This is a genomic window from Corynebacterium liangguodongii, from assembly GCF_003070865.1.
Classification (GTDB): Bacteria; Actinomycetota; Actinomycetes; order Mycobacteriales; family Mycobacteriaceae; genus Corynebacterium; species Corynebacterium liangguodongii.
The window spans coordinates 1,273,234-1,285,322 of the sequence record NZ_CP026948.1; the positions used below are offsets into that span (position 1 = coordinate 1,273,234).

10 protein-coding genes are annotated in these 12,089 nt (G+C 66.7%); 5 read left to right on the forward strand and 5 right to left on the reverse strand.

The window, feature by feature from the left end; all coding sequences use genetic code 11:
* Nucleotides 1–58 precede the first annotated feature (58 nt).
* From C3E79_RS06110 to aspS, 3 genes are read right to left on the reverse strand one after another with little or no spacing between them, the layout of a single operon-like run.
* Nucleotides 59–1,408, reverse strand: a complete 1,350-nt coding sequence (locus C3E79_RS06110) for a replication-associated recombination protein A (RefSeq protein WP_108404114.1) — start codon at nt 1,406–1,408, stop codon at nt 59–61.
* Between the two features lie 10 nt (nt 1,409–1,418).
* Nucleotides 1,419–2,651: a phosphotransferase gene (locus tag C3E79_RS06115; RefSeq protein ID WP_108404115.1), complete on the reverse strand. Its 1,233-nt coding sequence runs from the start codon at nt 2,649–2,651 to the stop codon at nt 1,419–1,421.
* Nucleotides 2,652–2,675: 24 nt separating this feature from the next.
* Complete coding sequence (gene aspS, locus C3E79_RS06120) at nt 2,676–4,466, reverse strand: aspartate--tRNA ligase (protein WP_108404116.1); 1,791 nt, start codon at nt 4,464–4,466, stop codon at nt 2,676–2,678.
* A 765-nt stretch (nt 4,467–5,231) separates the two neighbouring features.
* Between aspS and ypfJ the strand changes: the two genes are divergently transcribed.
* From ypfJ to C3E79_RS06145, 5 genes are read left to right on the forward strand one after another with little or no spacing between them, the layout of a single operon-like run.
* A complete protein-coding gene (gene ypfJ / locus C3E79_RS06125) occupies nt 5,232–6,125 on the forward strand; it encodes a KPN_02809 family neutral zinc metallopeptidase (RefSeq protein ID WP_108404117.1) in 894 nt (297 codons plus the stop codon).
* 23 nt (nt 6,126–6,148) lie between these two features.
* Nucleotides 6,149–6,889 (forward strand): hypothetical protein, encoded by a 741-nt coding sequence (locus C3E79_RS06130; protein WP_108404118.1) that lies wholly within the window; start codon nt 6,149–6,151, stop codon nt 6,887–6,889.
* Between the two features lie 60 nt (nt 6,890–6,949).
* Nucleotides 6,950–8,068, forward strand: a complete 1,119-nt coding sequence (locus C3E79_RS06135; RefSeq protein WP_108404119.1) for a CE1758 family FMN-dependent luciferase-like monooxygenase — start codon at nt 6,950–6,952, stop codon at nt 8,066–8,068.
* Complete coding sequence (locus C3E79_RS06140; RefSeq protein WP_108404120.1) at nt 8,065–8,757, forward strand: CE1759 family FMN reductase; 693 nt, start codon at nt 8,065–8,067, stop codon at nt 8,755–8,757. The genes C3E79_RS06135 and C3E79_RS06140 overlap by 4 nt, the downstream gene beginning before the upstream one ends.
* A gap of 9 nt (nt 8,758–8,766) precedes the next feature.
* Entirely contained in the window at nt 8,767–10,161 is a 1,395-nt protein-coding gene (locus tag C3E79_RS06145; protein ID WP_108404121.1) for an L-serine ammonia-lyase, read from the forward strand.
* Here the strand turns inward: C3E79_RS06145 and hisS are convergent.
* On the reverse strand, nt 10,158–11,432 hold the full coding sequence (gene hisS, locus C3E79_RS06150; protein ID WP_108404122.1) for a histidine--tRNA ligase: 1,275 nt from the start codon (nt 11,430–11,432) through the stop codon (nt 10,158–10,160). The two genes, C3E79_RS06145 and hisS, sit on opposite strands and share 4 nt — an antisense overlap.
* A gap of 15 nt (nt 11,433–11,447) precedes the next feature.
* On the reverse strand, nt 11,448–12,086 hold the full coding sequence (locus tag C3E79_RS06155) for an MBL fold metallo-hydrolase (protein WP_108404123.1): 639 nt from the start codon (nt 12,084–12,086) through the stop codon (nt 11,448–11,450).
* Between the last annotated feature and the right edge of the window lie 3 nt (nt 12,087–12,089).

The window sequence follows — 12,089 nt, forward strand, 5'->3', positions numbered from 1 at the left end:
GAGTGTCGGTTGAGGGTGGATAATCCCGCACTACTCTACCCGCCCCACCCCGCGCGGCTTACTCTCCCCGCACCATGCGCCGCAGCCGGCCGATGTAGTCGGCGATGCGCTTCTCCGCACCGTGCTCGGAAGGCTCGTAGTAGACCGCGTCGTCGAGGCCTTCGGGAATGTAGCGCTGCTCAACCACCCCGCGAGGATCATCGTGCGGGTAGAGGTAGCCCACGGCGTTGCCCATCTTCTTCGCACCCTCGTAGTGGCCATCGCGCAGGTGGGGCGGGACCGGCCCCGCCTTGCCCTTGGCCACGTCCGCCTGCGCCTTTCCAATCGCCCGGTACACCGCGTTGCTCTTCGGCGCGGTGGCGAGGTGAATCGTCGCCTGCGCTAGGTTCAGCCGGGCCTCGGGCATGCCGATGAACTGCACCGCGTACGCCGCCGCCGTGGCGGTCTGCAGCGCCGTTGGGTCGGCCATGCCGACGTCCTCCGAGGCGTGGATGACGAGGCGGCGCGCGATAAACCGGGGGTCCTCGCCCGCCTCGATCATCCGCGCCAGGTAGTGCAAGGCGGCATCGACGTCGGAGCCGCGGATGGATTTGATGAACGCAGAAACCACGTCATAGTGCTGGTCGCCGTCGCGGTCATAGCGCACGACCGCGCGGTTGACGTTCTCCCGCACGGTCTCGATCGTGATCTCGGCACCGTCCTCGACCGCTTCGGCCGCGGCCTCGAGGTAGGTCAGAGCGCGGCGCGCGTCACCCCCGGCGAGCAACACGAGCTGGTCCCGGGCGTCCGCAGTGAGGGTCTTTCCCCCGCCGACGCCGCGCTCGTCGGCCATCGCGCGATCGAGCACCTGGGCGATGTCGTCGGCCTCGAGCGAATGGAGCTGCAGCAGCAGGGAGCGCGACAGCAGCGGAGCAACGACGCTGAAGGACGGATTCTCCGTCGTGGCCGCCACGAGCAGAACCGTTCGGTTTTCCACGGCCGCAAGCAGTGCGTCTTGCTGCGTTTTAGAGAAGCGATGGACCTCGTCGATAAAGAGCACGGTCTTTTCGCCCCGGGCGAGGTCGCGGCGGGCCTGCGCGATGACCTCGCGCAGCTCCTTGACGCCGGAAGAAAGCGCGGAGAGACCTACGAAGTTCTGCCCCGTCGTCTTCGCTATGAGGGAGGCGATCGTGGTCTTGCCGGTGCCGGGCGGGCCGTAGAGGATGACGGATGCGGCACCAGATCCCTCCACGAGGCGGCGCAGCGGCTTGCCCGGACCGAGCACGTGTTCCTGGCCGACGACCTCATCGAGCGTACGCGGCCGCATCCGGGCCGCGAGCGGGGCCTGCTCCCCCACCTCGAAGAGGCCAGAGCCCCGGTGCCCCGTACGGGGCGCATGGTCGTTTCCGAACAATCCTTCTTGGACCATCGCTCCTCCCCTAGCTCAAGCGGCGCGCGACGTCGTGGGCGAATTCGGAGATCACGCGGTAGGCGGGGGCGTCGCCACGGCGGGAGAAGCGCGCTAGCGCCTCGAACGTCTCGCACAGGTCGCGGCGCACCAGCTTTTCGTCGTCGGTAAATGCCCCCTGCGTGGGGCTGCGCAGGAGGTCTCCGCCGACCTCGAACTCCTCGAGCTCTCCCCCTGCCCCGAGCTCAACCCCGGCGGCAGCGAAGTCAGCGGCAAGCGCCGCGTCGCCGTCCCATAGCGCCTGGTGCGCGTTGACGTTGAGCACGGCAAAGCTGGACAACGCCCAGCCGATCAGCGCTGCGGTGATGTTGCTGCGTAGCGTGTCCGGCGTGGTCACCTGCGGCCACATCGAACCCACCTCGCGCACCCACGCCTCGAGGAAGACGTCGACCTCGGAGTCCGTGATCGGGTAGGTGGCGATGTAGGTGGGGAAACCGGCGATGACGAACGCAAGGTCGAAGGTGACGTCGCGGAAGCCCGCCCACTCGTAGTCAAGGAAGTGGACGTGGTCGGCGAAGATGACGTTGTCCGGCGCGAGATCGAACGGGGTAAACGCCCGGTTTCCCCCTTTGAGCAGCCTCGCGCCCATGCTCGCCGCCGCGGAGGCGACTTCCCCGGGCACATCGATCCCGGATTCCTGCAGCATCACCAAACCGATCCGGATGCGGTGGATGAGGAGGTTGTCACGCAGCTGCTGCACGGCGCTCCACTCCGGGCTCAAGCGCATGAAGCGGGTAAACAGCACGTCGAAGGAGCCTTCCTTATCGGCAGTGCCCGCGTGCATCCGCCCCAGCGCGCCCCCGAGGGAGCGGATGACGGCCGCCCGATCGTCCTCGTCGGAGGAGGCGAGGAGGTCGTCGAGGCTATCGCTGTCGCCGGAATCGGTAAGGATAATGATCCGCTCGTCGACGTCGTATCCGAGCAGCACGGGCCCGGGCCGGACGTCTTCACTCAGCGACGTCGTGAACTGGTAGGCGACGACCTCGCGCATGAACGCAGCATCCTCGATCGGGTCGCCCGTCAAGGGCGAATGCTTGACGACGACCGTTCGATGCTGCAGGAACGGATTCGCCTCCACCTTCGCCCGGTAGACCTGCGCAGAGCCGGATCCGTGCAGCGCTGTGGCGTCGTTAAGCTTCTGCGCCCCGCCGTAGCGGCGGGTAAGCACCGCCTCCGCCGCCGCGATGGTGCCACTGTGCTCCATGGCTCGCACTCCTTGGGGTCGACGCTAACTCGGCGCGTTAGCCTTGTTCGGCTTGAAGTCCACGCCCGTTTCCTTGCGCTGCTCGGCCGGGATCGGCGCGGGGGCATCCGTGAGCGGATCCACGCCGCCGCCGGACTTCGGGAAGGCGATGACGTCACGGATGGAATCGAAGCCTCCCAGCAGGCTGACGATGCGGTCCCAGCCAAACGCGATGCCGCCGTGCGGCGGGGCTCCGTAGGAAAACGCCTCGAGGAGGAACCCGAACTTCTCCTGCGCTTCTTCGTCGCTAATCCCCATAATCTCAAAGACGCGCTGCTGCACATCGCGGTCGTGAATACGGATGGACCCGCCGCCGATCTCGTTGCCGTTGCACACAATGTCGTAGGCATAGGCCAGGGCTTCACCCGGGTTCTGCTCGAAGTTGTCCAAGTATTCGGGCTTCGGAGAGGTAAACGCGTGGTGCACCGCTGTCCACTTCGAGTGGCCGAGCGCAACATCGCCCGAGGCCGTGGCGTCCGCGGCGGGCTCGAACAACGGAGCGTCAACAACCCAGGTAAACGCCCAATCCCCCTCCTTGATGAGGTCGAGCTTGCGGGCAATCTCCCCGCGCGCAGCGCCCAGCAGCGCTCGCGAGCTCTTCGCATCCCCGGCAGCAAAGAAGATGCAGTCCCCCGGCGCAGCGCCGACGTGGGCGGCGATTCCGGCCTTCTCCTCGTCGGTGATGTTCTTCGCCACAGGACCGGTGAGCGAGCCGTCCTCCTGAACGAGGATGTATGCCAAGCCCTTCGCGCCGCGCTGCTTCGCCCACTCCTGCCACGCGTCGAGCTGACGGCGCGGCTGCGAGGCCCCTCCCTCCATGACGACTGCGCCGACGTAATCAGCCTTGAACACGCGGAAAGTCGTGTCCTTGAAAAACTCCGTGCAATCCACCAACTGGATGCCGAAACGGAGGTCCGGCTTGTCAGAGCCGTACTTCTCCATCGCTTCGGCGTACGTCATACGCGGGATCGGCGTGGCGACGTCATAGCCGATGAGCTTCCACAACGCGACCAGGATCTCCTCGGCGAGCGCGATGACATCATCCTGATCGACGAAGCTCGCCTCGACATCGAGCTGAGTGAATTCGGGCTGGCGGTCCGCGCGGAAATCCTCGTCGCGGTAGCAGCGGGCGATCTGGAAGTAGCGCTCCATTCCGGCGACCATGAGCAGCTGCTTGAACAGCTGCGGCGACTGCGGCAGGGCGTACCAGGAGCCGGGGCGCAGGCGCGCCGGGACGAGGAAGTCGCGCGCGCCCTCAGGCGTCGAGCGCGTCAGCGTGGGGGTCTCGATCTCGGTGAAGTCGTGTTTTGCCAGGACCTCGCGGGCGGCGCGGTTCGCATCGGAGCGCAGACGCAGCGCCTTGGCCTGGCGCTCGCGGCGCAGGTCCAAGTAGCGATACTTCAGGCGGGTTTCCTCCCCGACCTCGTTCGAGGAGAAATCCTCCACCTGGAACGGCAGCGCGGCGGACTTGTTGAGCACCTTGAGCTCGGTGGCGTTAACTTCGATCTCACCCGAGGCGAGGTTCGGGTTTGCCGAGCCCTCCGGGCGCGGTTCCACAACGCCCGTGACCTGAACGCAGTACTCGCTGCGCAGGTCATGCGCCGCTTCCGCGACCTCGGACTCGCGGAAAACAACCTGGGCCAGGCCGGAGCGATCGCGCAGGTCAATAAAGATCACCCCACCGTGGTCACGGCGCCGCGACACCCATCCCGTGAGCGTGACGGTCTGACCATCGAGTTCTTTGCGGAGATCTCCGGCGAGGTGGGTGCGCAGCACTTCTTTTCCACGTCCTTTTCTGGGTTGGGAGGCCTCGGAAGCAAGGCCGGGTACTTAACGGCCCCTCATAATACCCCTTACGCCTTTCGGCTGGCCCTGTAGTCTTCGTACCAATTTGCCGGGGGTGCTTTCCCACCCCGAGGTGGCCAGGTACAGGGGGTCGGCGTGACTCTGCAACGGCGGAGGATACCACCACACCACCCGGTCGGCGTGACTCCGCAACGGCAGAGTCGGCCGGGCACCGCACAAAGCGAAAACTCCGCAATGCGGGCTCCGCAACGGCAGAGTCGATACCACCACACCACCCGGTCGGCGGGCTCCGCAACGGCAGAGTCAACCAGGCAACACGCAAAGCCAAAACTCCGCAATGCGGACTCTGCAACGGCAGAGTCGATACCACCACACCACCCGGTCGGCGGGCTCCGCAACGGCAGAGTCAACCAGGCAACACGCAAAGCCAAAACTCCGCAATGCGGACTCTGCAACGGCAGAGTCGATACCACCACACCGCCCGGTCGGCGTGACTCCGCAACGGCAGAGTCAACCAGGCGACACACAAAGCGAAAACTCCGCAATGCGGACTCTGCAACGGCGGAGTCAACCAGGCAACACGCAAAGCCAAAACTCCGCAATGCGGACTCTGCACCACACCCCGGTCCCAAACGCCCCCCGGCACCTGCGTGCCCGGCCGGATCGTATGCACCGCAGGCTCGAAAACGAGCACCGCAGCCCCATCTTCTGCGTATATTTGGCAGAATTTCCACCATGACGTTTAAGGACAGCTACCAGCGCTCCGGCAACCGCGCCACGACATCGTCCGGCGGTAGGGGCGCCGCCCCCATGGTGATCGGCGGCGGCGGAATCGGCACCCTCATCCTCCTTGGCTTGTTCCTGCTGTTGGGCGGGGACCCCAGCGGAGGACAGCTCCCCGCCCCGCAAAGCCAGGGGCAGGGGCAGTCCGGGGCGGCGGCTGAATACAACCTCGACCATTGCAACAGCCCGGGTGCCGCCAACGAGTACGACGACTGCCGCATCGAGGCTACTGCTGTCTCCGTCGACTCGGTGTGGCAGGAAGTCCTGCCCGCTGAGGCAGGCACGGAATACGTCCAGCCCGGGATGCACATTTTCCAGCAGGCTGTATCAACGGGGTGCGGGAACGCGTCGGCAAACACGGGGCCGTTCTACTGCCCCGCGGATACCACGGCGTATTTCGACGTGAGCTTTTTCAACCAGCTCGGCCAGTTCGGCGGCTCGGATGCCCCGCTTGCCCAGATGTATGTCGTCGCACACGAGTTTGGCCACCATATCCAGCAGCTTGAGGGCACTCTCAAGCTCAGCAATTACAACCAGCCAGGCGAGGATTCTGCCGCTGTTGCCATCGAGCTGCAGGCGGACTGCTACGCGGGACTGTGGGCCTCGCACGCCGACAAGGGTGAGAACGCGATCCTCGAGCCGATTACCAAAGACCAGCTCTCGGCGGCGATCCAGACTGCGCGGGCCGTGGGCGATGACAACATCCAAAAGCGCTCCGGCGGCGACGTCAACCCGGATGTGTGGACCCATGGTTCCTCCGAACAGCGCGAGGAGGCGTTCTTAGCGGGCTACGAGGGCGGTCACATGAGCTCCTGTGACTACCTCGGCCGCGGCGGGTACGCATAGGAACCGAGCACAGGAACCAGCACATGAGCACGCCGAATCGCGCCGTTGCGTTCTTGGCTGCGTTCAACACCATCGAAAAGCACCTGCGCTCCGCGCTCGGTGCAAAGCGGGGCGACGGGTTTACCTGGATGGTGGGAAAGGCCCGCCGTGCGGGCATACTCACGCAGCGCCAGGGTGATGTTCTCACGGAGTTTGCGGAGCTTCGCAACGCCATTAGCCACGGCGAGTACGAAGACTTTCGGCCGATCGCGGAACCGCTGCCGGAGACGGTGGCGGAGATCGAGCGGATCCGAGACGCCCTTCTCCGGCCGACGGCTGCGTTGAGCGTCACGGCGGGCGAGGCGGTTTCCACCTTCGCCCCCGGCGACGCTATCTCGGGGCCCCTCGCGCTCATCCGCGACAAGGACTTTTCACAGTTTCCCATCTACGAAGGCAACAGGTGCGTCGGTGTGCTCACGACCGATGCCATCGCCCGCTGGGTCGCCGCTGACCTGGGCGCGGACGGCACGCTCGATGCGCGCACTGTCGCCGAAGTCTTGCGGTACGGCGAGCGCGTCGAGCGCGCTGTCTTCCTCTCACGCGACGCGACCGTCGCTGCCGCGTACAACGCGCTCACGACACCGCTTGACGACGCCTCGTTGCCGCGCATCCTCATCATCACCGAGTCCGGTGTGGCCACGGGCCGCCCGCTCGGCGTGCTCACCGCGGCCGATCTCCCCGCCTTGGTGCGTCACATCAAGCGGCAGCGTACCGCCCCGGAATAGGTGATGCATCACCATCGTTAGGATGGGGTGGAAGCAGCAGACGCGAGACGAAAGGCCCCCATGCAGTTCGGCGTATTCACGGTTGGCGACGTCACAGCCGACCCCACGACCGGCGTCACGCCCTCTGAGAAGGAACGCATTGACGCGATGACCGCCATTGCGCTGCGGGCTGACGAGCTCGGTCTCGACGTCTTTGCCACGGGTGAGCACCATAACCCTCCCTTCGTGCCGTCCGCGCCGACAACGCACCTGGCCTTTATCGGCGCGCGCACCAGCAACATTGTGCTGTCTACCTCGACAACCCTGATCACCACCACCGACCCGGTACGCATCGCAGAGGACTACTCCTTCCTGCACAACCTTGTCGAAGGCCGGGCGGACCTCATGCTTGGCCGGGGTAACACCGGGCCGGTCTACCCGTGGTTTGGCAAGGACATCCGCCGCGGGATCGAGCTCTCGGTGGAGAACTACCACCTGCTGCGGAGGCTGTGGCGCGAGCAAGTGGTGAACTGGCAAGGCGAGTTCCGCACCCCCTTGCAGGGCTTTACCGCCACGCCCACGCCGCTCAAAGGCGTCCCCCCGTTCGTGTGGCATGGCTCGATCCGCTCCCCGCAGATCGCCGAGCAGGCCGCCTACTACGGCGACGGCTTCTTCCATAACAACATCTTCTGGAACAAGGAGCATACCGCCAAGCTCGTCTCGCTCTATCGGCGCCGCTTCGAGGCGCACGGGCACGGGCGTGCCGACCAAGCCATCGTCGGACTCGGAGGGCAGGTCTACATCGCCGATTCCGAGGCGAAGGCGAAGAGAGAGTTTCGCCCCTACTTCGACAACGCCCCCGTCTACGGCCACGGGCCCTCGCTCGAGGAGTACACGGAAGCCACGCCGTTGACCGTGGGCACCGTCGAGATGGTCATCGAGCGCACGATGCAGTTCGCCGAGTGGGTCGGCGACTATCAGCGCCAGCTCTTCCTTGTGGACCACGCCGGGCTGCCGCTCGAGGTCGTGCTGGACCAGCTCGAGATCTTGGCCACCCAGGTCGTCCCGGAGCTGCGCCGCCGCATGGAGGCGCGCCGCCCCGACCACGTGCCCTCGGACCCGCCAACCTTTGCCACCCTGCTCGCGGCCAAGCGCGCGGGCGAGGGCCACCCCCACTTCGAGGTCTCTCCCGGACGATGAAAAAGCTCGCTGTCGTCTCCGCAGGAGTCTCTCATCCCTCGACGTCCCGCCATGTCGCCGACACCATTGCGGCTGCCGTGTCATCCGCCGTCACGGGCCGGGGTGAAGCGCTCGATACCACCACGATCGAGGTGCGCGACTACGCCGCAGACCTCGCCCGGCTCATGACCTCCGGCATCTCCTCCGGTGCGCTCGATTCCGTGCGCGAGGAACTCTCCGCCTCCGACGGCCTCGTCGCCGTGACCCCGGTTTTCCAGGCCAGCATGAGCGGGCTGTTCAAGATGTTTTTCGACGCCCTCGATCCCGAGGCGCTCACCGGGATGCCCGCGATCATCGCGGCGACGGCGGGAACGGCCCGCCACAGCCTGGTCACCGAGTACGCGATGCGCCCCCTGTTGACCTATATGCGCGCCATCGTCGTCCCTACCTCGCTGTTCTTCGCCACCGAGGACTTCGGCGGGACCGGCTTTTCCTCCCGTGCCTCTCGCGCGGCCGCCGAGTTGGCGGACCACATGGTGCGAACCCACAGCTCGGTAGAGGGCCTGGCCCAACCGTCCGCGCCTCAGCCGCAGCGCACGCGGCGGTCCGGGGTCGATCCGGAGGAGGACTTTGTTCCCTTCTCCGAGCTTTTGCGCGGTCACACTGGAGGGGACGCTGGAGAACACACCGGAGACAACCCGGTGAGGTAGCATCGGCCCATGTCGCAAAACACCGTCAGCGTCGTCGACTTGTTCAGCGTGGGGATTGGGCCGTCGTCAAGCCACACAGTCGGCCCGATGCGCGCTGCGATGGCCTTCGTTGACGAGCTCGGCTACCTCCCCGCCCGCGTCGCGGTAGAATTGCGCGGCTCGCTGGCGGCGACGGGCGTGGGCCACGGCACCGATCGGGCCGTCCTGCTTGGGCTCGTTGGCTACACCCCCACCACGACCACCCCGGACATCTCGCCCGTCCCTGGCGAGAAGGTGCCTGAACGCGGCACGATCACCGGTCCGGCGGGCAGCGTGGACTACGAGGTGACGTTTAACCCCAAGCCTGTCGCCCACCACCCCAACTGCCTTATTTTCGACGCCTGGGATGCCGCCGGCAACCGCGTCACCTCGCGCAAGGAGTACTACTCCGTCGGCGGCGGGTTCATCCTCGATCGCGCCGGCATGGAGGCGCAGCGCGACCAGGCCAGTGTGTCCACCGAGCAGCCCGACAACACCATCCCCTACGAGTTTCACTCCGGCGCCGAGCTCATGGCCATCTGCCGGGAGACTGGCCTGAGCATCGCCGATGTCATGCGCGCCAACGAGGACGCCCTGGCCGGGTGGGAGGCGGTGAGCGCTCACCTCGACAACGTGTGGGACGTCATGCAGGAATGCGTCGCCCACGGTCTGAAGGCCGAGGGAATTCTTCCGGGCGGCCTCGGCGTGACGCGCCGCGCCCCCAGGCTCTACCGCCTGCTCACCGCGGAATACGAGGCTTCGACCGCGCGCGGGCTTGACGCGATGGAGTGGGTGAACCTCTACGCGCTGGCGGTGAACGAGGAAAACGCCGCCCACGGCCAGATCGTCACCGCCCCGACCAACGGAGCGGCCGGCATTATCCCGGCGGTGATGCATTACTGCCGCGACTTTACGGACGATTTCACCGCGGAGAAGGCCCGTGAGTTCCTGCTCACGGCCGGGGCGATCGGGGCGATTATCAAGACGAACGCGTCGATCTCGGGCGCGGAGGTCGGCTGCCAGGGCGAGGTCGGCTCCGCCTCGTCCATGGCCGCCGCCGGCATGTGCGCCATCCTCGGTGGCACCCCGGAGCAGGTGGAAAACGCCGCGGAGATCGCCCTCGAGCACAACTTAGGGCTCACGTGCGACCCGGTCGGCGGGCTTGTGCAGGTGCCCTGCATCGAGCGCAACGCGATCGGCGGGGTGAAGGCGATCAACGCCGCGCGCCTGGCCAAGCTGGGGAACGGCACGAACATTGTCACGCTTGACGACGTCGTGGAGACCATGGCGGCGACCGGGCGCGATATGAAAAGCACCTACAAGGAGACCTCCATGGGCGGGCTGGCCGTGCAGCTCGGCCTGCCCGTCAACATCACCGAGTGCTAGCGAATAGCGGCCAGCACGGCCTCGGCGCTCAGCGCGACGGTGACCTGGGTGTGCTCGGCGAGGTCCTTCACCGCCACCTCGCCGGCTTCGAGCTCGCGCTCGCCGAGCACGAGAGCAAAGCGCGCGCCGGCGCGGTCGGCGCCCTTCATCGCGCCCTTGAGCCCGCGCCCGCCGTAGGACATGTCGGCGGAGACCCCGGCGGCCCGCAGGGCGTCGATAAGCAGGCTCATGCGTGACGACGCCTCCGTGCCCATGCCCACCCCGAACACGTCCACCCGGCGCTGCGCGCCGTCGAGCTCAACGCCCTCGGCCTCCAGCGCGAGCACGGTGCGGTCCACGCCGAGGCCGAAGCCGATGCCCGAGAGGTCCTGGCCGCCGATCTGCGCCATCAACCCGTCGTAGCGGCCGCCGCCGCCGATGCCGGACTGCGCGCCCAGCCCGTCGTGGACAAACTCAAAGGTGGTCTTGGTGTAGTAGTCGAGCCCGCGCACCATCCGTGGGTTGACCACGTAGTCTACGCCCAGGTCATCGAGGGTGCCGGTGACTGTCTCGAAGTGCTCGCGGCAGGGCCCCGAGAGGTGATCGAGCATGAGCGGTGCCTCGGCGGTGAGCTCCTGGACCTCCGGGCGCTTGTCATCGAGCACGCGCAGCGGGTTGATCTCGGCGCGCCGGCGGGTCTCCTCGTCGAGCGGGAGCTTAAACAAAAACTCCTGTAGCTTCTCGCGGTAGGCCGGCCGGCAAGTGTGATCGCCCAGGCTCGTGAGCTCTAGGCGGAACCCGCTGAGACCCACTGCGCGGTAGCAGCGGTCGGCGAGCGCGATGACCTCGGCGTCGAGCAGCGGATCATCGACGCCGATCGCCTCCACCCCGACCTGCTGGAGCTGGCGGTAGCGCCCCGCCTGGGGGCGCTCATAGCGGAAAAACGGTCCGTAGTAGTTGAGCTTGACCGGCAGGTAACCGCGGTCGAGGTTGTGCTCGATCACCGCGCGCATCACACCCGCGGTGCCCTCGGGGCGCAGCGTCACGGACCGCTCTCCGCGGTCGGCGAAGGTATACATCTCCTTCGTCACCACATCGGTGGACTCTCCCACCCCACGGGCGAAGAGCGCGGTGTCTTCGAACACCGGCAGCTCAATGTGCTGGTATCCGGCGAGGCGGGCCTGGCGCGCGAACTCGTCGCGCACCCGGATAAACGTCCCGGAGCCCGGGGGCACGTAGTCGGGCACGCCCTTGGGGGCGCTAAGGGCCTTGAAGGTGCTGTTATCGCTCACACCGAACGAGTCTAGTCAGCGCCCGCTCATTGCCTCACGCAGGTACGTGTTGGTCTCCCGCTCGCGGGCCATGGTCGACGTCGGGCCGTGCCCGGGGAGAACGGGGAGGCGATCCTCGAGCTCCCACACCGGCCCGCGGAGGCTTTCCTGCATGGCCTCGTCGTCGGAAAACGGCAGGTCCGTGCGCCCGATCCCGCCCTGGAAGAGGACGTCGCCGGTGAGCACGAAGTCCTCGTGTACCCACAGGCAGCTCCCCGGGGAGTGCCCGGGGGCGTGGCGGACGGTGAAGTCGAGCCCGGCCAGGCTGACGCGCTCGCCGTCGCCGACGGTGGTGACGCGCTCGACTGGGGGCATGGCGTCGATCTGAAAGGGCACGCGGAGCCACTCGATGTGCGCGGTCTCGGTAAGCATGAACGCGTCGGCGGCGTGGATATAGGTCTCCAGCCCGAAAGCGCCCGCGTCGCGGGTGTGGTCGATGTGGCCGTGGGTGAGCACCACCGCGACTGCCCGCAGGCCGTGCTCTTGGAGGAACTGCTCGGCGCGGGAGTGCGCACCGAGGCTCGGGTCGACGATGATGGCCTCGCCGGAGTGCTCGTTGACCACGATGTAGCAGTTCGTCTCCAGCGGCCCGGCCGCGAACCCTGTGACCTGCATCGA